This is a genomic window from Kitasatospora sp. NPDC008115 (assembly GCF_042957205.1).
Classification (GTDB): domain Bacteria; phylum Actinomycetota; class Actinomycetes; order Streptomycetales; family Streptomycetaceae; genus Kitasatospora.
On sequence record NZ_JBIBHU010000002.1, the window covers coordinates 236,442 to 258,862 of the forward strand.

Consider the following 22,421-nt stretch of genomic DNA (forward strand, 5'->3'; position numbering starts at 1 on the left):
CCGCCCGGGGGCCGTCGAGCCCCCGGGCGGCGGCCGGGTGAGGGCGGGTCAGCCGTGCGCCACGGCGGCGATCGCGGCCGTCAGTTCCGCCACACCCGGCTCCCGCAGCACGCCGTAGTGGTCGCCGGCCAGCCGCACCGTCCCGGGCGCGGCGGCCGACCAGCCGGAGCTGCCCTCGATGAACGAGTAGTCGTCACCGGTGGCCTTGAAGACGGTCACCGGGGCCGACAGCCGCCGCTCGGCCAGCTCGCGGAAGCTGTACTCGAACTCGTACGTCTCCCCGACGATCCGGGCGATCCGGCGGATCAGCTCCTCGTCGAGGTCCGGCAGCAGCCGGTGGACGAAGGCGGCGAACCCGGCCTCGTCGCGCACCTCGGCCAGGCACCGCTCCAGCTCCGGCCCGGCGATCGCGCCCGCGAACACCGAGTACAGGATCGTCAGGTACCCCGGGTTGCGGTAGGAGGACTCGCGCCCGTACCGCTCCCCGTCGGCCCGCCGCAGCTCCGGGTTGCCGGGGCAGATCAGCAGCAGGTCCGCCACCTCCTCCCCGGCCCGCTCCAGCTGCCAGGCGGCCTCGAAGGCCACCCGGGCGCCGAAGGAGTACCCCCACAGCGTGTACGGGCCGTGCGGGCGGACCCGGCGGATCTCCGCGACGTCGGCCGCGGCCATCTCCCGGATCGTCGGGTACGGCGTCTCCCCGGGGTTGATGCCGTGCGACTGCACCCCGTAGAACGGCCGGCCCGAACGCCCGGCGAGCGGGCGCAGGTTCATCGGGTAGCCGCCCAGCCCGGGCCAGCAGAACACGGGCTCCCCGGCGCCGTCGCGGTGCAGCGGCACCAGCCGGGACACCGCGTCGTCCGCCGCCCCGCCGCCGGCCCGGGCGGCGTCGATCCGCGCCGCCAGGTCCGCCAGCCCCGGGCACTCGAACAGCACCTGGAGCGGCAGCCGGGTCCCGAACTCCCGGTTCACCCGGTTGACCAGCGCCACCGCGATCAGCGAGTTCCCGCCCGCCGCGAAGAACTCGTCGGCCGCCGAGACCGCCTCGTACTTCAGCGCCGCCGCCCACACCCCGGCCAGCCGGCGCTCGGTCGGCGACGACGGCGCCACGAACGGCGCGCCCGTCCCGGCGTCCCGCACCTGCTCGGCGGCGGCCAGCGCCTTGGCGTCCACCTTGCCGTTGGCGGTCAGCGGCAGCTCGTCCAGCACCAGCACCCGGTTCGGGATCATGTAGTCCGGCAGCAGCGCGGCCAGCTCGTCCCTGATCAGCTCCGCCGGGCCCTTCATGTGCACGGCGTCCTCCCGCATGCCCTCGCTGCGCACCTGCTCCTCGCTCACCCGCCCGCCGAGGAAGAAGTACGACGCCCCGCCCGGGATGCCGCACCCGGCCAGCACCGCCTCCATCCGCCGCGCGGAGGGCAGCGGGTGACCGCTCTTCGAGCTGTAGCCGGAGGACATGAACCCGAAGCCCAGCCCGTTGCGCTGGAGGTGGTGCAGCCGGGTGCCGAGGCCGATGTACTCCAGCCACGGCTCGGCCGCCCGGCTCACCGCCGTGACACCGAACCCCGCCCGGCGGTACACCTGCTGGTTGATCGCGATCACGTGCCGCGACTCCACGATCTCGTCCGAGATCCGGACCAGCTCGCCGCCCGCGGTGTCGCCCTCGTACCGGTACAGACCCGCCGCCAGGCCCTCCACCCCGCCCGGATGGGCCTGGACGAACAGCTCGGTGTCGTCCCGGCGCGGACGCCCGTCCTCCGGGACGATCGTGAAGCTGCCCAGGTAGAAGTCCTCCTCGGCGACGTCCAGCCGGTGCTGCACGTCCGGCTCGTGGCCCAGCGGACGCACCGCCAGACCGTACTCCGGCAGCACCTCCTCCAGCACGCCCAGCATGTGGCCGGCCTCGAACTCCAGTACCTCCTGGATGTTGTTGCGGTACACCGGCTCGATCGCCCCGCGTCGGCCCAGGAAGTGCAGCGCCAGCGCGACGCCCCCGGGAGCGGCCTCGCCGACCCGGACCAGGGCGTGCTCCACCGGGTGGTAGTAGTAGACGCCCGCGGCCGGGCCGTGCGAGCCGTCCGTCTCCAGGTACAGCTGGGTGGCGTACAGCGCGCCGGGGGAGGCGTAGGAGTACTTCGGCAGCAGCCGCTCCTCGCTGTGGAACTGCCCGAACCAGCGCAGTACCGGGCCCAGTTCGGCGAGCGTGAGGTCGTGGTCGTGGTCGCGGGTGCCGGCCGTGGCGGCCGGGTGCGGGGCGGCGAGCAGGGCCAGCAGGTCGTCCCTGGTCACCGGGCCGCCCTCGAAGTAGCGGTAGGTCTTGCGGGCGAAGGTCTCCCGCCGCTGCCGCCCGCTCTCCCGGCGCCCCGGCAGCTCCACCACCGGCCGCCCGGCCAGCTCGGCCGCGCCGCGCACGCCCGGGTTGGACAGCTGCGCCCTCACCTGGAGCTTGCTCGCCTTGGACTGGTGGTGGCCGCCGTGGTTGCCCTGGTCCATCAGGGCGGCCTCCTTGGGATTCAGCTCCACACAGGCCACCAGGTTCCGGTGCCCGGTGCGCGCGTCGTCGGTGACCACGGCGGCCGCCCGGCGCACCCAGGTGTGCTCCTCGATCGCCAGCGCGATCTCGTCCAGCTCCACCCGGTAGCCGCGCAGCTTGACCTGGTTGTCCACCCGGCCCGCGCACTGCAGCGTGCCGTCCGGGTTCCACTGGGCGAGGTCGCCGGTGCGGTACAGCCGCTCGCCCGGCAGGTGCGGGGAGGCGACGAACCGCTCCGCCGTCAGGTCCGGCCGGTTGAGGTAGCCCCGGGCCAGCTGGACGCCGCCGATGTACAGCTCGCCCGTCGCCCCGAACTCCACCGGCGCCAGCTCCTCGTCCAGTACGAAGCAGCCGGTGCGGTCCACCGGCACACCGATCGGCACCGAGCCGGCGCCGTCGCCCAGCGCCTGCGGGTCGACCCGGTGGGCGGTGGCGTTGATGGTGCACTCGGTGGGGCCGTAGAGGTTGACCAGCTCCGCGCCCGGCAGCGCGGCCGTCAGCGCCCGGGCGAGGCGCACCGAGAGCGGCTCGCCGCCGGAGTACAGGCCGCGTACGGTCGCGCACTCCGTCAGCCGCTCGGTGTCCAGCAGCGCCTGGAGCAGGGTGGGCACACACTGCAGGGCGGTCACCCCGTGCGCGAGGACGGTGTCGATCAGGGCGTCCGGGTCGCGGTAGACGCCCGGCGCGCCCATCACCACGTGCGCGCCGGCGGCGGGCGCCAGGATCTCCCACTGCGCCGCGTCGAAGCTCATCGGCGTCTTCTGCAGGATGACGGCGTCCGGGCCGAGGTGCCCGGCGTCGGCCAGCCAGCGCAGCTGGGACACGATGCTGTGGTGCTCGATCATCACGCCCTTGGGCCGGCCGGTGGAGCCGGAGGTGTAGATGACGTACGCCAGCGACTCCGGGCTCGGGTCGGCGGGCCCCGGGCTCTGGTGGGGGATTCCGTGCGGATCCGCGCTCGGAGGGGTGTCCGGGAGGTCGGTGGGCACGACGATCCGGGTGCCCGGCGGGACCAGCTCGGCCAGCCGGGCCCGCAGGTGCTCCTGGGTGACGATCACCCGCGTCCCGCTGGACTCGATCATCCAGCGCACCCGCTCCTGCGGGTACTCCGGGGACAGCGGCAGGTAGGCGGCGCCCGCGTGCAGGATGCCCCAGGCGCCGGTCATCAGTTCCAGCGAGGGCTCGGTGTACAGGCCGACGCAGTCGTCGGCGGCCACCCCGAGCCGGTGCAGCCGCGCGCCCAGCGCGTCGGCGGCGGCGCCGAGCTCGCGGAAGGTCAGGCGCCCGCCGTCGCCGGTCACGGCGGTGGCGTCGGGCCGGGCGTCGGCCTGGGCGCGGAGCAGGTCGGGAAGGCAGAGGGAGCGGCGGGCGTCGAGAAGGACGGCGGACGGGACGGACTCTGCGGTCATGAGGGGGTTCCCTGGGTCGGGCCGATACGGCCGCCCGGTGCGCCGACCGGGCGTGGCTACCAAGGTCGTCCGCCCGGTGTCCCGAACGCCTGGGGCGAGGGCCGCTACCCGGCCCGGGTTTCCGCCCGGGCCGGGGCGCGCTCCGGTCCCGGGTGTCCCGGGCACGTCCCGGCCCGGTCAGGGCTGCGGTTCGAGGTGCCGGTCGACGCGCTGCCAGGCGCGGACGGCGAGGGTGTCGGGGTGCTCATCGCCGAGGAGCGCGGCGAAGCCCCGCAACGCGTCGCCGTGGAGCCGGCCGGCCTCCTCGGCCTCGCCCCGGGCCCGGAGGGTGACGGCCAGATCGGCCTGGGCGGCCAGCGGGTCCGGGTGCTCGGCGCCGCAGTGCTGCGCCAGTCGCTGCCACGCGGAACGCCCCGCCTGCTGCGCGAGGAGGAGCCGGCCGGACTCGGCGAGGGTGTTGGCCAGGTTGGCGAGGGCGTTGAGCGTGAACGGGTGTTCGGGGCCGAGCGTTTCGCGCAGGTCCTCGACCGTGTTCTGCGCGAGCGCGATCGGGACCGGCAGCAGGGGTCGCTGATGCTGCCGCTGCCCGCCTCCCCGTAGATGGTGCGGCCCCGGGAGAAGATCTGGCCGGTGGGGGGTGACCGCCACGCTGTGGTACATGTCGTCGGCGACCGAGGCGACGGCGGTCAGGCCCTCGGCCCAGATGGTCCCCGGCCGGTGCCAGGTCATCTCCCGGCCCGGGCCCTGCTGACTGCTGAAGCCGTTGCCGGGCTGGCCCGGGACCCGGCCTGCCCGCCCGGCCGCCCGGCCGCCCGGCGAGATTGCGCTGCGCGCCGGAGCCGTGGCGGTGGTCGCGCCGGCCGGCGCCTGGAGGCTCAACCAGGACAGCGGTCTGCCGCTGGTGGCGCTGCTCGGTGTGGAGGCCGCCCGTCGGGCCGGTGTCAACGTGGCCCGGGTGCGGATCTCGGTGTTCGTGGTCTCCGCCGCGCCGGCGGGCCTCGGCGGTCTGTTCATCGCCTCGCAGCAGGGGTCGGCGGACAGGCCGCTCGCCGGCGGCAACGTCCTGATGAGCGCCATCGCGGCCGCCGTCATCGGCGGGACCAGCCTGTTCGGCGGCCGGGGCCGACCGGCCGCCGCGCCGCCCAGGACGGCCCGGTCCCCACCCCCACGGGGACCGGGCCCCCGCGCCTCCGGAGGTGACGTTGGTCCCTGCCGCCCGCCGGACCGGCCCCGCACCCTGGAACACGGGTCCGCCGGTTCACGAAGACCGGCGGGCCCACCAGCGAGACCCGGTAGCCGAGTGAGTGAGGACGTACGCCGCCCATGCCCGTCGAGACGATCGTGAACCGTCTGGTCGACGCCTTCTTCACCTACTGCCAGGAGTGCGGTGAACCCCGCGACGCCGACTGCCACCCGCAGGCCCACTGGCGGCTCTACCACGACCTCGACGCGCAGACGCTGCACCGGATCCGCACCTGGGCGCTCGACCCGGCCAGCCCGGCGGGCACCGAGACCGAGCGCACCGTGCTGCTGCACTGGCTGGAGGCGCAGGAGGCCTGACGGCCCGGCCCCCGTCGCAGCGCGGTGGGCCCGCGTGCCGCGCATGACCTCCGAGGTAATCGACCCCCCGAACCCGGTCCGGCAAGGTGATCACCGCAGGCCGGAGAACCCCTCCGACCTGGCGTTGGACCCACGGAAGGGGATCGACATGACCATGGTTCGCCGGCTCACCCGCCGCACCGCGCTGCTCGCCACCGGGACGGCCGCCGCGGTCGCGCTCGGCGCCGTCACCGCCGCGACGGGCGCCACCGCCGGTCCCACGGCCGGGGCCGGCGAGGTGCTCGCGGAGTGCGCCGGCGTCCAGGGGAAGCTGGAGCGCCTCGAAGGCCGGCTCACCCCCAACGGCTGCGCCTTCCTCAAGCGCCAGATCGCCTTCGGCGAGACCCCGACCGGCACCCCGCCGGTGCCCGGTGACCTCAGCCATCCCCGGGTCCGGGTCTACCAGGACATCTTCGACGACGAGGCCACCCTCTGGGAGGCCGGCACCGCCCCGCAGCGCGGGCTGACCGCCATCGGCACCTCGATCACCCGCTCGCTCGGCCTCGTCCCGGACTTCCGCTACCGGGGCACCGAGGTGGTCGCCGACGGCGCCGTGGTGATGTTCGGCCAGTGGAACGAGGGCACGGTCAAGGGCCACCCGATCGCCTACCCGCAGATCGCCAGGAACGTGCTGTCGGACGACGGCCGGACCATGCAGGCCCGCCGCTACTACGACCGCCACGAACTGTTCAAGCCGGTCGCCCCCGAACTGAGCCCGCTGTTCGCCGGGATCGCCGACCCGGCCGGCGCGGGCGCGCCCGCCGACCGGCGCGCCCCGGAGCGGTTCCGCGCCGGGGAGATCACCGCCCGACTGGCCGCCTGGAACGGCGAGGACGTCGCCGCCCTGGTCGGCCGCACGGGCGGCGCGCGCCTCGGCGGCCCCGGCCTGGCGGCGCCGCTGGCCACCGCCGAGGGCAAGGCCGACTACCTCCGGCGCCTCTTCGAGCAGGCCGACGTCCGGTTCAAGTCCGGCCAGGTCGCCTTCGGCCGGACCATGACCTACGTGGAGTGGTACGGCACGGCCGTTCCCGCGTGGAGCAAGGACCCGGTGACCGGGAAGGGCACGGAGGTGTCCTTCGGCATCGTCGAGCGCTTCGGCCCCGGGGGAGCGTGGGAGCTGTTCTTCGACACGCTGCCGCTGATCGCCACCGAGAGCGAGATCGCCGCCCTCTACCGGCGCATCGCCTGATCCGGACGAGGATCGCCGCGAGGTGGGGCACGGCCCGGTGGACGCACGGCCAGGCCGTGCCACTGCTTCCACGGGCTGCGGGACGACCGCACGGATGCGGCGTTCCCGACGGCGGGAGCGGACCGTGACCGCAGTCGCCCGGCCCCGGCGACTACAGTGCCCCTCATGCCCAAGAGACCGACCGAGGTCTGGCGTGCGTACATCGCCGAAGAAACCGCAGCGGTGGCGGCGGGAACACTCGACCCGGAGTGCGCGTACAGCGCCACACTCTTTCCCGTGAGCCTCCTGACCGTCACCGACGACGTCCTCACCGCCTTCGAGGCCGACGTGGCCGCGCTGGGCGGCAGCCCGGCCGACGGCGACGTCCTCGGCGTCGTCGAGCGGGTCGTGCTGGAGCTCAACCGCGTCAACGAGGCGCACGACGGGGCCGGCTATGAAACCGACGAGCGGGAACTGCTCTGCGCCTACATCGACGACTCCCTCGTCGCCGCCGGCGTCGACATCGAGGCCCTCACCGAACGGCAGGGACTCGGCCGCCACGAGATCACCGACCGCTGGAGGGAGTGGTGACCGGGCCACAGCGGCTCGGGGCGGCCGAGCGCTGGTGACCTGGGCGCAACCCTGACCGTCCGCGTGACCGCCGGACTCAGCGCCGGGCCAGCTCCAGTGCCTCGCGCAGCCGCCCGTTCGTTGCGCCGAGCAGCCGGGCGGCTGTCGGGGCGTCCACGCCCGTGAGGACGACCAGGACGGCGTCCTTCGCCTCGCCGCCGGTGGCCGCCAGCGCCCGCTGTGCCGTCTCCTCGTCGGCGCCGGTGATGTCGGTGACGATCCGCCGTGCCCGGTCGCGCAGCTTGGCGTTGCCCGCCCGGACGTCGACCATCAGATTGCCGTACGTCTTGCCGAGCCGGACCATCACCGCCGTGGAGATCAGGTTCAGCACCAGTTTCTGCGCCGTCCCCGCCTTGAGCCTGGTCGAACCGGCCACCACCTCCGGCCCGGTCACCACCTCGATGCCCAGCTCGGCGGCCGCGACCAGCGGTGACCCGGTGGTCCCCGCCAGCCCCACGCCCAGCGCTCCGGCGGTGCGGGCGCAATGCACGGCCGCCACCGTGTACGGGGTGTGCCCGGAGGCGGAGACGCCCACGACGGTGTCCTCGCGGGTCAGCGCAAGGGCCGCCAGGTCGGCGGCCGCCAGCTCGGGGCGGTCCTCCGCGCCCTCCACGGCGCGCACCAGCGCCCCCGCGCCGCCCGCGATGACGCCCACCACCTGACCCGGGGCGGTGTTGAATGTCGGCGGGCACTCGCTCGCGTCCAGGACCCCCAGCCGCCCCGCCGTCCCGGCGCCCGCGTAGACCAGCCGCCCGCCCCGGGCCATCCGCGCCGCGACCGCGTCCACCACGACGGTGATCCGCGGCAGCTGCCCGGCCACCGCCCCGGCGACCGTTTGGTCCTCGGCGTTCAGCAGCCGCAGCAGGTCCAGCGTTCCCAGCCGGTCGAGGCCGGCCCACTCCGGCCGCACCTCCTCCGTGGCCGGACGGTCGGCGTTCTCCATACCGCCTCCCTCCCCGCGCATGACCGCCGCCAACCCGGGCAGGTGCCGGTCAGGCGAGGAAGGGAGGCCGACCATGGGCCACCAGGAAGCCGTCGCCGCCCTGCTGAAAAGCTTCGGCCGCACCTACGCCGACGAGGCGGGCATCACGCTCCGCGACACCCCGGCCCCGCTCTACCGGTTGCTGGTCCTCACCACGCTCAGCTCGGTGCGGATCAACGCCGACATCGCCGTCACGGCCGCCCGGGAACTCTCCGCGGCCGGCCTGCGGACCCCGAAGGCCATGGCCGCCTCCCGCTGGCAGGCCAGGGTGGACGCCCTCGGCCGCGCCCACTACGTCCGCTACGACGAGAGCACCGCCACCGCCCTCGGCCGCGGCGCCGATCTCCTCCTCGACCGCTGGCACGGCGACCTCCGCCGCCTCCGCGACGAGGCCGATGGCGACCCGGCGCGGATCGCTGACCTGCTCCGCGAGTTCCCCCGGATCGGCCCGGTCGGCGCGGGCATCTTCTGCCGCGAGGCCCAGGCCGTCTGGCCGAGCCTGCGCCCGTCCTTCGACGACCGCACCCTGCGTGCCGCCGCCGACCTCGGCCTCCCTCACACCCCTACCGGCCTCGCCGCCCTCACCCCACCGCACGACCTCGCCCACCTCGCCGCCGCCCTCACCCGCTTCAGCCTGAGCCACGCAAGCCCCGACGAGCTCCTCGCGGCGTAGCCCTCCCGCCCCTGAGCCCTGTTCCAGAGAAGGCGGGAGAGGGCGGCTCGTGGCGCCTTGCCGCCCACCGGGTCCTGCTGGTCGCCGTCCATAGCCGGACCAACCTCACGATGCGACAGCCCGCTCCGCTGTTCGGCGTCTCGACGGCGACGGTGTGCCGCATCGTCCAGTGCCGCGGCCCGCTGCCGGCGCTGGAGGCCGCTCCACGCCCGCGGCCGGGCGGTGGAGCCTGAACCGGCAGGTTGCTTCAGTGCGACGAGCCGTCGAGGTACTCGAAGCCCGTCTCCACCCCGTTGCGGAACGCGAGTGCGTCATGGCCGATGCCGAGTGCGCCGAGCAGGATGTCGAGCGCCGCGTCGGCGTCCTGCTCCGAGCGCACCACCCGGACGAACGTGCTCGGGTCCACGGCCCCGTCGAGCCGGCTGAGGGCGAAGTCCACGCGCTGGATGCGGAACATCACGACATCGACCGCCCCCAGGTCCTCCCAGCCGTGGGGGTGGGGGAGGAGTACGGGACGTCGTCGGGCAGCACCCTTGATCGAGTGCCGGGGGACGGGAAAAGGTGGTGCCATGACCACGTTTGATATCGATCCCGCCGAAGCGTCGGCCGACGGGGCGCTGCGTACCCGTACCCATGAGTGGCGGGCCGCTCCGCCCGTCTCCGCGTTCTCGCATCTCACCGGGGAGGAGATCCTCCAGGAGATGATCGCCGGCCGGATTCCGCAGCCGGCGATCGGGAGCACCATGGGCTTCCGGCTGGTGGAGGCCGGGCCCGGGACGGCCGTCTTCGAGGGCGTGCTCGGCGATCACCTCTTCAACCCGATGAACACCGTCCACGGCGGTTACCTGGCCACGCTGTTGGACTCGGCGCTCGGCTGCGCCGTGATGAGCCGGCTGCCGGCCGGGGTGGGCTACACCACCACCCAGTTGAACGTGCACATGGTGCGACCGCTGTTCGCCGACTCGGGGAAGGTGCGCTGCGAGGGCGTGGTCCTGCACATGGGCCGGACGATGGCCACCGGCGAGGCGCGGATCCTCGCGGGCCGGGACGACCGGCTGATCGCGCACGCGACCACCACCTGCGCCATCCTGGCCCCGCGCAGCGCCGGTTGACGGACGCGCACGGGCCCGGCGGTCACGCGTACACGAGGCACGCGCACGACCACCGGGCCCGTCGGCCGGTCCTGCTCAAGTGGTGCTCGGCGGGTCACTCCGGTCCGAAGGTCGCGGCGAGCAGCCCGCAGACGGCGAGGAAGCCGCAGATCCCCAGGTTGACCAGCTTGTGGGAGAGGAAGACGGCCGCGAACTCGCGGATCGTCGCGCTCGGCCAGTAGTACCGGGCGGTGGGCGAGCCGAAGACCTGGCCGCTGACATCGGTCTTCCGGGCCATCAGGGCGGCCCGGAAGGCGTGGAAGTTGTTGGTGACGATGACGCAGCGGTAGTCGGGCTTGGCCTGCTCCATGATCGCCTTGCTGAACAGCAGGTTCTCCTCGGTGGTCCGCGAACGGTCCTCGCGCTCCAGGTGCTCGGCCGGGAAGCCGCGCTCGACCAGGTAGTCCGCCATCGCGTGGGACTCCGGCAGCTTCTCGTCCGGGCCCTGGCCGCCCGAGGTGATCAGCACGGGCGGGTTGCCGCGCGCTGCCTGCTTCTCGAAGACCTGGCGGCCGCGTTCCAGCCGGCTGGCGAGCAGCGGTGGCACCCGCTCGCCGCCGATCAGCCCGGAGCCCAGCACCACCACGAAGTCGACGTCGCCGCGGGGGTGGTGGCGCTGGTAGAGGAAGGCGTAGCCGACGAAGCAGACGAAGAGGAAGGAGATGTAGCCGACCACCAGCAGCGCGGTGGCGGCGAGGATGCCGATGCGCTCGGACTCGGTGATCACCGCCGCGGCGAACAGCGCGATCAGGCCGAGGATGCCGAGGCCCGCCAGCAACGACAGCAGGTTCGCCGGCCGCCGTCCCTCCTTGCGGATCATCGTCAGTCCGTTGGAGAGCAGGAACCAGACCAGGGCGACGGTGCCCGCGGTCGGGAACAGGGCGATCAGGGCGACCGCCAGCTCGGCCACCAGCGTGGGCGCCCGGCGCAGTTCGGCGATCAGCGCGAGGGCGAGGAACGAGACCGCGATGCCGAGCAGGACGGCGTTGCTGAACTGGCGTCGGTCGCGAAGGACTCCGATTCCGCAAAGGAGGAAGAAGAAGGCCGCTGGGGCATAGGCGATCATGCCCGTATCGTAGGGTTCCGCCGGACGGCGCCGGAGGGGGCCTCCCGGTCGGTGGGACGCCCGCCGGAAACGTCCGATTTGGCATCCTCGTCCACGCCTTCCGGGCTTCCCGCAGCGTCCGCGCCACCCGTCACGCCCGCCTCCGTCCCCGCCGGCCGCCCGACCTGTCGGACGCCCGGGACGGCCGCGGTTCCGGCACAGGCGAGCGCGACCAGGGCGGCCGTGACCAGCAGTGGCCCGGTACTGCCCCAGGCGTCGGCGGCCAGCGGTGCGAGCGTGTACCCGAGCGGGGCGGCGGCCAGCGACAGCAGCCAGTCGTAGGAGGTCACCCGGGCCAGCACCTGGGGCGGGAACTCCTGCTGTACCACCGTCTGCCACACCGGGCTGAGGAAGCCGAGCCCCGTCATCGCCAGCGCGTACGCGGCCACCGTGACCGGGGCCGGGGCCGCCACGGCGAGCGCGGCCAACGGCAGGGCGTACAGCGACAGGCCCAGGTTGGCGACCAGCACCGGTCGTCGTGGCCGGTAGCGGCCGGCGAGCAGGGAGCCGGCCAGCACGCCGAACGCGGCGGCCTGGGTCATGGCGATCCACACGCCCTCCCCGCCCAGCCGCCGGGAGGCGATCAGCGGGCCGAGGGTCAGCAGCACGGCGGCGGCGCCGTTCCACACGCCGTGGCCGACCAGGCTCGTCCAGTACCAGTCGCGCGAGCGCACCTCGCCCCACCCGTGCAGCAGGTCGGTGCGCAGCGAGCGGCGCTCGCCCGGGGTGTGTCGGACCCGAAGCCGCGTCAGCAGCGCGGCGCTGACCAGGAAGGAGGCGCCGTCCAGCAGGAACGCCCAGCCGGCGCCGGCCGTCCAGACCAGCACCCCGGCGAGCGCCGGGCCGCCGAGGCGGGCGGCGTTGGCGGCCGAGGCGAGCAGCGTGTTGGCCCGCATCCGCTGCGGCCCGGCGACGGTGGCGGCGACCAGCGGTGTCGCCGTCGGTATGGCGAACGCGGAGGCGATCCCGCCGACCGCCGCGGCGGCCGCGATCGGCACGAGCCGGGGCTGGTCGGTGAGGAGTTCGAGGCCGACGGCCAGTTGGGCGGCGGCCCGGACGAGGTCGGTGACGAGCGCGACCAGCCGGGGGTTGACGCGGTCCCCGACGACGCCGCCCAGCGGGAGCAGCAGCAGCCGCGGGACCATCGCGCAGCCCAGGACGAGCGCGAGCGCGCCGGAGGAGCCGGTCGCCCGGGTGACGGCGATGGCGAGGGCGGCGGGGACGACGGCGTCCCCGAGGGTGGAGATCGTCCGGCCGAGGAACAGCAGCCGGAAGTCGGGCAGGCGCAGCGGGTGCTGATGCAGGGTCACGGAGGCGACTGTATTTCGGTACCGAAGTTTCGGCAACGAATTATTTGCGCCCCGAAAGCCGCAGCTCACGGACCCCTACACTCGGGGCATGACACCCGCGACCCACCGGACGGCGGCCGACCGGCCCCGCGACTGGACCGACGGCCACGTCGAACGCTGGCGGCCGGTGCTGCCGCACCTCGACCCGGACGTCGAGGGCGCCGTCACCCGGATGGGCAAGCTCATCCGCCACCTGGGCCGGGTCCGCGAGCAGGGCGTGGCCGACTACGGCCTCCAGAAGCACGAGTTCGACACCCTGCACGGCCTGGCCGGGCGCGGCGGCCGGGCCACCCCGTCCGACCTGCGCGCCGACCTCAACCTGGCGCCGGCCTCGGTGACCGGCCGCCTGGAGGCGCTGGAACGGCGCGGGTTCGTCGTCCGCACCCCCTCCAGCGACGACCGGCGCCGGGTCGACGTCGAGCTCACCGAGGCGGGCCGGCTGGCCTGGCGACAGGCGCTGGACGTGGTCGGCCGCGAGGAGCACCGGCTGCTCGGCGTGCTCAGCCCGGTCGAACGGCGCCAGCTCTCCGACCTGCTGCGCCGCGTCCTGGTGGCCGCCGAACAGCCGGTGCCCGAGACGGGTGCCGGGACCGGTGCCGGGACCGGTTCAGGGGCCGGGGCCGACCGTCCGGAGGCCGGCTGGCACGCCTGAGAGCGGGCCCGCCCGTCACCGGCCCGTCAGTTCCAGGGCCCGACCGAGAGGCGGATCCGGGCGTCCGGCCCGAGGATCGGCCGGGTGGTGGCCGGCAGCGGGATGTGGGCGAGCCAGGAGGCGGCCTGCGGGTCCTCGTCGGGCAGCGGGTCGCCGGTCGGGTGCAGATCGCGGATCGCCCCGGGCACCTCGGAGTTCCAGTGCGCCCAGGCCGCCGGACGCGGCCCGCCGGCGTCCACGTCGACGATGAGCGTGTCCGCGAAGTCGGCGGTCTGCTCCAGGTGGTCGCCGAAGCCGAACAGCCCGTGCGTCTGGCGCAGCGAGAGCAGGTTCAGGTCGAGGACGAACCGCAGCGGGCCCGCGTCCCGCCGGCGCAGCCGACTGGAGAGGAAGGTGGTCGCCAGCGGGACGGCGCCGTCCCCGGCGGTGGCGGCCCGGGCGCGCCGGCTCGCCTCGGTCGGGTCGGACAGCTGGATCGGGCACCAGTGCGGGGCGACCCGTTCGTGCATCAGCACCGGCAGCCCGCGCACCGTGAGCCGGACCTCCGCCTGCCAGGTGACCTCCTCCTCCGCGGGCAGCCGGACGCCGACGAGGTCGGTGGCGGCCTTCAGGTCGCCGAACAGGAAGCGGCGCAGGTTCTGGTAGCCCTCCTCGGAGTTGACCAGCCCGTAGCAGCCGCTGTGGCTGCGGTAGGCGAACGCCCGGTTGGCCCCGGTGACCTGGGCGTTCTCGATCTGCACCAGCCCGTCGCTGCGCGGGCCGACGGCCTCGGCCGAGATGCCGTGGCCGACGTCGTAGTCCCGGGAGTTGGTGCCGATCATGCAGAACACCCGGTCGAGCGGGAAGCGGCCGGCGGCCTCAGCGGGCTCCCCGCTGCCGTCGTCGTCGGTGATGTCCACCGCCCGCCAGCCGTCCGGCGGACCGTCCGGGTCGGGGTGCGGGGTCAGGTACTGGTACATCCGCTCGGGGCCGAAGATGTCGGAGCCGTTGATGTTGAACAGGTCGCGCAACGCCTCCGGGACGCCGAAGCCGACGGCGAAGGTGATGCCGCCGTGCGGCGTTCCGTAGGTGAACAGCTTGGAGACGTACTCGGTGGCGCGCTCGCCGCGCTCGACCGGGATGATCTTCTGCAGGAGGCAGCGGCAGATCAGCCCGCCCATCGAGTGGGCGACCAGGTTGACCCGGCGCGCGCCGGTCCGCTCCCGCACGTGGTCGATCAGTTCCAGCAGGTCACGGGCGGCCGACTCCAGGTCGAAGGCCTGGGCCTGGCCGCCCCAGGTGCCGGAGCAGACGTCGTAGAAGCGGTGGATCCAGATGCTCTCGGGGGGAGGGGCCTCCGTCTTCTCCGGGCGCGGGCCCTCGACGACGATGTGGTAGCCCTCGTCGAGGTGCAGGCGCAGTAACGGACTTTCGAACTGGTAGAGAACGGGGTTGTCCTGGCGGCCGACGCGGACGTGCGTCGAGCCCTGGTTGAATCCGTAGAACGGATCCGTGACGGCCTTCTCGATCCCGGGGGTGCCTCCGGCGTATCCCCGGACATAGATGATCGGGAGCCCGGCGGACGGCGTGCTCATGGCCGGCCTGCCCTCTCCGCGGCCGGCACCGGCCGGCACCGGCCGACCCGTTGGGATGGGGAACTTCTCCCCCCAGTGTCGGCGGCCGGCGCCGGCCTGTCACCTCTGACTCCGGACCGTTGACAGCCTGTCACTGCCCGTGTGGGGCTACCGCCCCGCGAAGCGCTCGATCGCGGCCAGCACCGCGGCGGCGGTGGCGGGCGAGCCGGTGTGCCCGGCGTCCTGGATCACCGTCAGCTCGGCGTCCGGCCAGGCCTTGGCGAGCGTCCAGGCGGTCTCCAGCGGGCTGTCGAGGTCGAGGGCGCCGTGGATCAGCACGCCGGGGATGCCGGCCAGCCGGTGCGCGTCGCGCAGCAGCCGGCCGGGCTCCAGGAAGGCCTTGCGGGAGAAGTAGTGCGCGGTGATCCGCACGAAGGCCGTCAGCGCCTCCGGGGGCCGGTCCGTGTAGGCGTTGGGGGAGCCCGTGGTCTCGTGGGCGATCACCGCGTCCTCCCAGGTCGCCCAGGCGGTGGTGGCCGCGCGGCGGACGGACTCGTCCGGGTCGTTCAGCAGCCGGTCGTACGCGGCGAGCAGGTCGCCGTCCCGCTCCTCGGGCGGCAGCGCGTCGCGGAAGGCCTCCCAGGGGCCGGGCAGCAGGCGTCCGACGCCCCGGTAGAGCCAGTCGATCTCCTCCGGCCTGGTCATGGTGACGCCGCTGATCACGATCTCCGACACCCGCGCGGGGTGCGCCTGGGCGTAGGCGAGGATCAGCGTGGAGCCCCAGGAGCCGCCGAACATCAGCCACCGCTCGATGCCCAGGTGTTCCCGAAGCCGCTCCAGGTCGGCGATCAGGTGCGCGGTGGTGTTGTGCTCCAGCCCGGTCGCCGGGTCGGCGGCGTGCGGCTCGCTGCGCCCGCAGTTGCGCTGGGAGAACAGCACGAGCCGGTAGCGCCGGGGGTCGAAGTACTTCCGGCTGCCGGCGCGGAGGCCTGAGCCCGGCCCGCCGTGCACCACGACGGCGGGCTTGCCGTCCGGGTTGCCGGACACCTCCCAGTGGATCCGCTGGCCGTCGCCGACGTCCAGCAGGCCTTCCGCGTAAGGCTCGCCGGCGGGGTGGAACGCGGTCATACGGGTGCCTCCTCGGCGGGACGGGTCGTGCAGGGGATGGTCAGCGGTGTTCGGGCGGGAGCAGCGCCGCCAGCCCGTCGAGGATCCGTTCGAGGCCGAAGGCGAACCGGGCGTCGAGGTCCGGCCCGGTGAGGTCGTCGGCCATCGCGACCAGCCGGGGGAACTCGGCGGCCGGCAGTGCGCGGAACCGCTCGGCGGCGGCGTCGGCCACCTGGCGCCGGCCGGTGCCGGTGGTCTCGGCGGCCGCCATCGGGGACTGCTCCTGGAGCACGAAGCCCTGCACGTACGCGCCGAGCAGGTAGGAGACCATCGCGGCGTCGGCGGCGGAGAAGCCGGCCCCGCGCAGCCGGTCGAGCTGGTCCTCCATCAGGCGCAGCAGGTTCGGGCCGGGCGCGAGGCGGCCCGCCACCACCTTGGCGGCGTCCCGCCTGCCGAGCAGGTGGGCGCGGTAGCGCTCGCAGTAGCCGCGCAACTGGACCCGCCAGTCGCCGGTGCGCGGCGGGGGCTCGACGTCGGCCATCAGTGCGTCGTTGAGGAGGTCCAGCAGCTCCTCCTTGTTGCGGACGTGCCAGTACAGCGAGGCGGCCTTGACCCCGACCTCGGCGGCGACCTTGCGCATCGACAGCCCGGCCAGGCCGTCGCGCTCCAGGACCCGCAGCGCGGCCCGCGCGAGCGCCTCGCGGGTGAGCGCGGGCGGGGTGGCGTCGTCCTCGTCGGCCGGCATGGATCCTCGCTGTTCCTCGGGCTGGCTGCGATCGCGCTTGCAATCTAACACCGTTAGGTGCACGCTGTCCTCCGTCGAAACGGCCCCTAACGCTGTTAGGGGCTTCAAGTGATCGAACCGGGAGGACCATCCGATGGGGGAGACCGAGGAGGCCGCGGCACCGGCCGCCCGTCGCCGCCGGCTCGCACTCGCGACGCTGTGCATCGCCATGTTCATGCTGGACAACGTCATCGTCAACAACGCCCTGCCCCGGATCGGCCGGGAGTTGGACGCGGGCATCACCGGCCTCCAGTGGGTGGCCGAGGGCTACAGCCTGGTCTTCGCCGCCCTGCTGCTCACCGGCGGCGCGCTCGGCGACCGCTACGGCCGCACCGCCGTCTTCCGGTTCGGCCTCGCCCTGTTCACGGCCGGCTCGGCCGCCGCCGCGCTCGCCGGGACCGTCGGCACCCTGGTCGCCGCGCGGATGCTCCAGGGCGTCGGCGCCGCGCTGCTGACCCCCGGCAGCCTCGCCATCCTGCGGCACGTCTTCACCGACGAGCGGGAGCGCACCCGGGCGATCGGCACCTGGTCCGGCGTCTCCGCGCTCGGCCTCGCGGTCGGCCCGGTGGTCGGCGGGCCGATGGTCGAGGCCTTCGGCTGGGCGAGCGTGTTCTGGATCAACGTGCCGATCGGCGCCGCCGCACTCCTCCTCTCCGGCCGGGTGCTGCCCGCGATCCCGGCCCGCGCCCGCCGTGTCGACCTCGGCGGCCTGGTGCTCTCCGCCGCCGGCCTCGGCGCCGCCGTCCACACCCTCGTCGAGGGCCCCGCCCGCGGCTGGACGGACCCCCGGGTGCTCACCACGGCGGTGCTCGCGGTCCTGCTGCTGGTCGCCTTCCTGCTGCTCGAACGGTGGATCGCCGAGCCGATGCTGGACCTGCGGCTGTTCCGCGACCGCGTGCTCGGCGGCGCGCTGCTCGGCGGGTTCACGGTCAGCTTCGGGATGTTCGGCGCGCTGTTCTTCCTGCCGCTGCTGATGCAGGGCGTGCTGGACTGGTCGCCGACGGCGGCGGGCCTCGCCGGTCTGCCGATGACGGCGATGATCGTCGTCGCCGGCCCGCTCTCGGCGCGGCTGACCGGCCGTCACGGGCCCCGGCTGCCGCTGGTGCTGGGCATCGCCCTGTGCGCGCTCGGCCTGGCCGGCCTCTCCCTGTACGGCGAGCAGGCCCGCTACGCCGAGTACCTGTGGACGCTGTTCGTGCTGGGCCTGGGCATGGGACTGACCTTCACCCCGGTCTCGATCGCCGTCCTCCAGCGGGTCGCCCCCGAGCGGACGGGCACCGCCTCGGCCACCGTCAACACCCTGCGCGAACTCGGCGGCGTGCTCGGCATCGCCGTCCTCGGCGCCGTGCTGACGCACCGCCTGACGACCGGGCTGACCGCCTCCCTGGCCCGCCTCGGCCTCCCGGCCTACATCCTGGGCCGGCCCGCCGACACCCTGACGGCCGCCACCACCACCCCGGCCGCCCCGCTCCCGGCCCCGGTGCGGCAGGCCGTCGAGCACGCCTTCACCGACGGCATCCAGCTCGCCCTGCGCTGCGGCTCGGCGGCCCTGGCGGCCGCCGCCGTCCTGGTCGCCCTCCTGCTGCGCCACCCGGGCCGGGGCACCCCGGCCCCGGCAGCCCCGGCCCCCGACCCCGCCGGGCAGGACCTCCCCGCCGGGGCCGGGGCCGGCGCCTAGGGCGTGTCTTGCGGATCTTTGCCGGGTCCGCGGCGCCGGGGCACGCACCTCGCCGCGTTGTCGTCGGTCGCCAATGCTCCGCAGTGGCTCCCTCCTCCGCCTTGCGATGCACGCACCCCAACGCCGCGGCCTGATCCGACAAGATCCACAAGACACGCCCTAGCGGGCGCCGCTCAGCGAATGCCCTCCACCGCGCTCTGGGCGGTGCGGGCCAGGGATCGGCGGGCCTCCCAGGGGCGGGTGGGGTCGGCGGGCGGGGGCGGGATGGGCGGGCGGAAGGCCAGCTCGGCGACCAGGCCCCGGACGGCGACGACCCGGGCCAGCGAGGTGAGCAGGCCGTCCTCACCGACGAAGGCGGGGGCGCTGGTGGGGCGGCCGTCGGCCAGCCGGTAGCGGATCGCGACCGGCTGGACGGGGGCGCCGGAGCGGACGGCGGCCTCGAAGAAGGCCGGGCGGAAGCGGCCGCTCTCCCGGCCGCACCAGGTGGAACCCTCCGGGAAGACGATCACCGGGTGGCCGGCCCGCAGTCCGTCGGCCACCTCGGCGACCGTCGCCGGCAGCGTGCGCAGCCGGTCGCGGTCGAGGAAGACCGTGCCGCCCCAGGCGATCAGCGGGCCGAGCACCGGCCAGTTCCGGACCTCGGTCTTGGCCAGCGAGCGGCCGGGGCGGGCGGCGGCGACCAGCGGGATGTCCAGCCAGGAGACGTGGTTGGCCACCACCAGCACCGCGCCCCCGGCGCCCGGCCCCGGACCGGGCTCGACCCGCACCGCGACCCCCAGCGAGCCGAGCAGGCCGCGCGCCCAGAACCGGGCGAGCCGGTCGCGCGGCCCGCGCGGCAGTGCCCGCGCCGGCAGGGTGAGCGCGAGCCCCGCCGTGAGCACCACCAGGCAGGCGGCCAGGCGCAGCACCCGCCGGGGCAGGGCGACGGTGGGCGCCGGGTCGGTCAGGCAGGCCTCCGGGGTGCAGGAGGCCGTCGGCAGCCAGACGCTCATGAGGCCCGTTCCGCGGCCGGTGCCGCGGCCGTGCCGACGCCGCCCACGCCGGAGAGGAAGTGCCGCAGGTAGCGCGGGTCGGTGCGCTCCAGCGACAGCAGCACGTACAGGTCGGCGCACTCGAAGTCCGGGTCGTACGCGGGCTCGCCGCAGACCCAGGCACCGAGCCGCAGGTAGCCCCGGAGCAGCGCCGGCAGCGGCGCCTTCGCGGCCCGGGCCACACCGGTGGCGTCCCAGGGGCGGTGCGGGGTGACCCGGTACTGCGCGGGGGCGAGGTGCTTGGCGGCGACGGTGTCCCACACCCGGGCGGCGGTGGCGCCGCCGTCCTCCAGGGAGATCGAGCAGCAGCCCCCGACCCAGGTGTTGCCGGTATCGGCGAGGTAGCGGGCGATGCCGCCCCACATGAGGTTGATGACGGCGCCGTTGCCCCGGTGCTCGGCGGCGATGCAGGAGCGGCCGAGCTCGACCAGGCCGTCGCGCAGCGGGGCGAGGCCGGCGAGGTCGAACTCGCCGTCGGAGTAGAGCCGGCCGGCCCGGCGGGCGGCCTCGGGGCGCAGCAGGCGGTAGGTGCCGACGACCGCGCCGTCCTCGCCCTCGCGGACCAGCAGGTGGTCGCAGAACTCGTCGAACGGGTCGACGTCCAGCCCGGGGACGGTGCTGTGCAGGGTGGCGCCGAGCTCGTCGGCGAAGACCCGGTGGCGCAGCCGCTGGGCGGCGCGGACGTCGTCCTCGTCGCGGGCGAGCGCGACGGTGTAGACGGCCGAGGCGGAGCCGGACGCGCCGTCCTGGCGCGGGGCGGGCACCGCGGCGGCGGCCCGGGCGGGGGTGACTGCGGGCGGAGCGTACGAGGGGACGGTGGTCATGGCGGACCCTCCAGGGCAGCACGGACGACGACGGCCACGGGGTTTCCGTGGCGCCGGCCCGGCCAGGCCCGTACGGTCGACGGGTCTGCGAACCGGCACCCGTATGTCTCTCCAAGTCGGCTGGCATCCACGTTGCCGTTCGGGGGAGGGGAGATGTGCACCTGCTGAATGCGGCCACCCGACGTGTGCGGGACATCTGTTGGGCACCAGGACGCCGCCCTATCCTCCGCTGCATGGGGTGGATTCCGGGGGCGGGACTCTGGCGGCGATTCGCCAGTGACATGACAGAGGTTCTGATGTGCCAGGCGGCGGCGACGGCGGGTCTCGCCGTCGTCTACCTGGCGGCGAGGGCGGTCGGACTGGCGCCCTCGCCGTGGTGGTGCCTGGTGGTGGCGATGGCGCTGGCGCTGCACCTGGTCGGCGAGCGCTGCTGGGAGGACGATCGGCGCCCGAGGGCCGCGCTGGTGGCGCTGGCCGTGGCGCTGCTGGTCGCGGTGGCGCCGTACCTGCTGATCGGCGTGGCGGCGGGCTGGGCCGAGGCGCAGGCGGCGGACACCTACGCCTCGGGCGCGATGGCGGGCGGGCTGCTGCTCGCCGGGTACGTGGTGCGCGCCGTGCACGCGCTGCGCAGCGGGGCCTACCCGGCCCGCCCCGCCGCCGCCCCGGCGCCCGGCCGGGGCGCTGCGGGAGGACGGCTGCGGGGTGGGCCGAGCAGGGGCGGACCGGGCAGGGGTGGGCCGGGCAGGGGCCGCCTCAACCGGGGCGGCCCGGGGCGCAGCGGTGGTCAGTAGGCCTGCCAGCCCCGCGGGTCGAGCCCGCCCGGGACGGCCTCCGCGGGCCCGTAGGGCTCGCGGGTGAACACGAAGGAGCCGATGTCCAGGTGGCTCACCGAGCCGTCGGCGGCCCGCACCACGCGCAGCGTCTCGCCCGCGTAGTAGTCGTCGAGGCCGGTCCAGGTGCCGTCGGCCTCGGCGCGGAACCGGGAGGCGCGGCCGCCGCTGCCGAGCACCGAGAGCTCCAGCGCCCGATCGGCCGCCAGCCGCAGGGTGTGCGGGGCGGCGCCCCAGTACCAGGGGCCGGTCAGGGCGAGGAGCCCCTCGTCGACCTCGGGCAGCGGGCGCCACGGCTCGGGGATCCGGGGCTCGTGCTCCGCGGTGATCGCGATCAGCTCGGCGGCGACCTGCCCGGTGCGGGAGCCGTGGGTGGCGTTGGCGAAGGCGAGCGCGGCCAGGCCGTCGGCCTCGCTGATCCACAGGCCGGCGGTGAAGCCGGGCATCGAGCCGCCGTGCCCGAACAGCGTGCGGCCGTCGCGGCGGACCAACTGGAGGCCGAGCCCGTAGGTCTCGGTCCAGTCGTCGGTGTCCGGGGCGACGGCGGGGCGGCGCATCTCGGCGAGGGTGTCGGCGGAGAGCACCTTCGCGTCGCCGGCGGCCAGGAAGGCGGCCCACCGGGCGAGGTCGGCGGCGGTCGACCAGAGCTGGCCGGCCGGGGCCATCAGGCCGGTGTCGGTGAGCGGCTCGGGCAGCATGACGTCGGCCCAGGGGTGGACCGCGAAGCCGCCGGCGTGCGGGTGCTCGGGGAGCAGGGTGGTGCGGTCCATGCCGAGGGGTTCGAGGACCTCCCGGCGCAGCACCTCGCCCCAGGGCTCGCCGCGCAGCCGCTCGACCAGCGCGCCGAGCAGGGCGTAGGTGGGGTTGGAGTAGTGGTGCAGCCGCCCGGCGGGGTGGCGGCGCGGCCGCTCCTCCTCCAGCAGGTCGGCGAGCTCCGGGCGCAGCGCGCCGTCGGTCCGCTCCCACCACGGCCCCGGGGTCTCGGAGGCGAGGCCGGCGGAGTGCGAGAGCAGCTGGGCGACGGTGGCGCCGTCGGCGGGGGTGCCGGGCAGGTGGCGCTCGACGGGGTCGGCGAGGTCGAGCAGGCCCTCGTCGCGCAGCCGCAGGACGAGGACGGCGACGAAGGTCTTGGTGATCGAGCCGATCCGGTACTGCACGTCGGTGGTGGGCGCGTGGCCGTCGGTCATGCTGCGGGCGCCGCTCCAGACCAGCCGTCCGTCCCGGACCACGGCGGCCACCATCGAGGGGGTGCGGCCCTCGGACTGGGCGACGGCCAGACGGTGCAGCAGCGCACGGCGGGTGGCGGGAAGCAGTTCGTCGGACAGGTCGGTCATCTGATCCTCTGACGTTCTTCGGTCGACTTCGG

21 protein-coding genes and 1 pseudogene are annotated in these 22,421 nt (G+C 74.9%); 10 read left to right on the plus strand and 12 right to left on the minus strand.

Annotated elements, in window-relative coordinates; genetic code table 11:
* Positions 1 to 48 precede the first annotated feature (48 nt).
* Positions 49 to 3,939 carry an amino acid adenylation domain-containing protein gene (locus ACFZBX_RS03380; RefSeq protein ID WP_391531258.1) on the minus strand — a complete coding sequence of 1,297 codons (3,891 nt, stop codon included), beginning with the start codon at positions 3,937 to 3,939 and terminating at the stop codon, positions 49 to 51.
* 177 nt (positions 3,940 to 4,116) lie between these two features.
* The gene (locus ACFZBX_RS03385; protein WP_391531259.1) at positions 4,117 to 5,031 is read right to left on the minus strand and encodes a tetratricopeptide repeat protein; all 915 of its coding nucleotides are present in this window, start codon (positions 5,029 to 5,031) and stop codon (positions 4,117 to 4,119) included.
* Here ACFZBX_RS03385 and ACFZBX_RS03390 point away from each other — a divergent pair.
* The 4 genes from ACFZBX_RS03390 (at position 4,913) to ACFZBX_RS03405 (ending at position 7,297) form a co-directional block, all read left to right on the plus strand.
* Positions 4,913 to 5,284 carry a hypothetical protein gene (locus tag ACFZBX_RS03390; RefSeq protein WP_391531260.1) on the plus strand — a complete coding sequence of 124 codons (372 nt, stop codon included), beginning with the start codon at positions 4,913 to 4,915 and terminating at the stop codon, positions 5,282 to 5,284. The two genes, ACFZBX_RS03385 and ACFZBX_RS03390, sit on opposite strands and share 119 nt — an antisense overlap.
* Positions 5,263 to 5,499 carry a hypothetical protein gene (locus ACFZBX_RS03395; protein WP_391531261.1) on the plus strand — a complete coding sequence of 79 codons (237 nt, stop codon included), beginning with the start codon at positions 5,263 to 5,265 and terminating at the stop codon, positions 5,497 to 5,499. The genes ACFZBX_RS03390 and ACFZBX_RS03395 overlap by 22 nt, the downstream gene beginning before the upstream one ends.
* 148 nt (positions 5,500 to 5,647) lie before the next feature.
* The gene (locus ACFZBX_RS03400) at positions 5,648 to 6,727 is read left to right on the plus strand and encodes a hypothetical protein (protein ID WP_391531262.1); all 1,080 of its coding nucleotides are present in this window, start codon (positions 5,648 to 5,650) and stop codon (positions 6,725 to 6,727) included.
* Positions 6,728 to 6,892: 165 nt separating this feature from the next.
* Entirely contained in the window at positions 6,893 to 7,297 is a 405-nt protein-coding gene (locus ACFZBX_RS03405; RefSeq protein WP_391531263.1) for a hypothetical protein, read from the plus strand.
* Between the two features lie 76 nt (positions 7,298 to 7,373).
* Here the strand turns inward: ACFZBX_RS03405 and murQ are convergent, their stop codons facing one another.
* Positions 7,374 to 8,279: an N-acetylmuramic acid 6-phosphate etherase gene (murQ, locus tag ACFZBX_RS03410; protein WP_391531264.1), complete on the minus strand. Its 906-nt coding sequence runs from the start codon at positions 8,277 to 8,279 to the stop codon at positions 7,374 to 7,376.
* A gap of 73 nt (positions 8,280 to 8,352) precedes the next feature.
* Between murQ and ACFZBX_RS03415 the strand changes: the two genes are divergently transcribed.
* Complete coding sequence (locus tag ACFZBX_RS03415; RefSeq protein ID WP_391531265.1) at positions 8,353 to 8,991, plus strand: endonuclease; 639 nt, start codon at positions 8,353 to 8,355, stop codon at positions 8,989 to 8,991.
* A gap of 35 nt (positions 8,992 to 9,026) precedes the next feature.
* A pseudogene (locus tag ACFZBX_RS03420) lies at positions 9,027 to 9,203 on the plus strand (transposase family protein); the annotation flags it as partial.
* Between the two features lie 35 nt (positions 9,204 to 9,238).
* On the opposite strand, the gene ACFZBX_RS03425 reads toward ACFZBX_RS03420, so the two are convergent.
* The gene (locus ACFZBX_RS03425; RefSeq protein WP_391531266.1) at positions 9,239 to 9,562 is read right to left on the minus strand and encodes a hypothetical protein; all 324 of its coding nucleotides are present in this window, start codon (positions 9,560 to 9,562) and stop codon (positions 9,239 to 9,241) included.
* Here ACFZBX_RS03425 and ACFZBX_RS03430 point away from each other — a divergent pair.
* A complete protein-coding gene (locus ACFZBX_RS03430) occupies positions 9,561 to 10,103 on the plus strand; it encodes a PaaI family thioesterase (protein WP_391531267.1) in 543 nt (180 codons plus the stop codon). The genes ACFZBX_RS03425 and ACFZBX_RS03430 overlap by 2 nt on opposite strands.
* A gap of 94 nt (positions 10,104 to 10,197) precedes the next feature.
* Here ACFZBX_RS03430 and ACFZBX_RS03435 read toward each other — a convergent pair whose 3' ends face one another.
* Positions 10,198 to 11,208, minus strand: coding sequence for a YdcF family protein (locus tag ACFZBX_RS03435; protein ID WP_391531268.1), 1,011 nt, complete (start codon positions 11,206 to 11,208; stop codon positions 10,198 to 10,200).
* Entirely contained in the window at positions 11,205 to 12,551 is a 1,347-nt protein-coding gene (locus tag ACFZBX_RS03440; protein WP_391531447.1) for an MFS transporter, read from the minus strand. The genes ACFZBX_RS03435 and ACFZBX_RS03440 overlap by 4 nt, the downstream gene beginning before the upstream one ends.
* Before the next feature lie 94 nt (positions 12,552 to 12,645).
* Here ACFZBX_RS03440 and ACFZBX_RS03445 point away from each other — a divergent pair, with 94 nt between their 5' ends.
* Complete coding sequence (locus ACFZBX_RS03445) at positions 12,646 to 13,248, plus strand: MarR family winged helix-turn-helix transcriptional regulator (protein ID WP_391531269.1); 603 nt, start codon at positions 12,646 to 12,648, stop codon at positions 13,246 to 13,248.
* Between the two features lie 26 nt (positions 13,249 to 13,274).
* On the opposite strand, the gene ACFZBX_RS03450 is transcribed toward ACFZBX_RS03445, so the two are convergent.
* The 3 genes from ACFZBX_RS03450 to ACFZBX_RS03460 all read right to left on the minus strand — a co-directional run bounded on the left by ACFZBX_RS03450 (position 13,275) and on the right by ACFZBX_RS03460 (position 16,653).
* The gene (locus ACFZBX_RS03450) at positions 13,275 to 14,822 is read right to left on the minus strand and encodes an esterase/lipase family protein (RefSeq protein WP_391531270.1); all 1,548 of its coding nucleotides are present in this window, start codon (positions 14,820 to 14,822) and stop codon (positions 13,275 to 13,277) included.
* Positions 14,823 to 14,969: 147 nt separating this feature from the next.
* The gene (gene pip, locus ACFZBX_RS03455; protein WP_391531271.1) at positions 14,970 to 15,929 is read right to left on the minus strand and encodes a prolyl aminopeptidase; all 960 of its coding nucleotides are present in this window, start codon (positions 15,927 to 15,929) and stop codon (positions 14,970 to 14,972) included.
* 40 nt (positions 15,930 to 15,969) lie between these two features.
* Positions 15,970 to 16,653 carry a TetR/AcrR family transcriptional regulator gene (locus ACFZBX_RS03460; RefSeq protein WP_391531272.1) on the minus strand — a complete coding sequence of 228 codons (684 nt, stop codon included), beginning with the start codon at positions 16,651 to 16,653 and terminating at the stop codon, positions 15,970 to 15,972.
* Positions 16,654 to 16,786: 133 nt separating this feature from the next.
* On the opposite strand from ACFZBX_RS03460, the gene ACFZBX_RS03465 reads away from it, so the two are divergent.
* Positions 16,787 to 18,370, plus strand: coding sequence for an MFS transporter (locus ACFZBX_RS03465; protein ID WP_391531273.1), 1,584 nt, complete (start codon positions 16,787 to 16,789; stop codon positions 18,368 to 18,370).
* Positions 18,371 to 18,543: 173 nt separating this feature from the next.
* Here ACFZBX_RS03465 and ACFZBX_RS03470 read toward each other — a convergent pair whose 3' ends face one another.
* Together ACFZBX_RS03470 and ACFZBX_RS03475 are read right to left on the minus strand one after the other, a co-directional pair.
* A complete protein-coding gene (locus ACFZBX_RS03470) occupies positions 18,544 to 19,362 on the minus strand; it encodes a lysophospholipid acyltransferase family protein (RefSeq protein ID WP_391531274.1) in 819 nt (272 codons plus the stop codon).
* Positions 19,359 to 20,225, minus strand: a complete 867-nt coding sequence (locus tag ACFZBX_RS03475) for a GNAT family N-acetyltransferase (protein ID WP_391531275.1) — start codon at positions 20,223 to 20,225, stop codon at positions 19,359 to 19,361. Before ACFZBX_RS03475 ends, ACFZBX_RS03470 begins: the two co-directional genes overlap by 4 nt.
* A 281-nt stretch (positions 20,226 to 20,506) precedes the next feature.
* Between ACFZBX_RS03475 and ACFZBX_RS03480 the strand changes: the two genes are divergently transcribed.
* Positions 20,507 to 21,016, plus strand: a complete 510-nt coding sequence (locus ACFZBX_RS03480) for a hypothetical protein (RefSeq protein WP_391531276.1) — start codon at positions 20,507 to 20,509, stop codon at positions 21,014 to 21,016.
* Here ACFZBX_RS03480 and ACFZBX_RS03485 read toward each other — a convergent pair.
* Complete coding sequence (locus ACFZBX_RS03485) at positions 21,010 to 22,389, minus strand: serine hydrolase domain-containing protein (RefSeq protein WP_391531277.1); 1,380 nt, start codon at positions 22,387 to 22,389, stop codon at positions 21,010 to 21,012. The two genes, ACFZBX_RS03480 and ACFZBX_RS03485, sit on opposite strands and share 7 nt — an antisense overlap.
* Between the last annotated feature and the right edge of the window lie 32 nt (positions 22,390 to 22,421).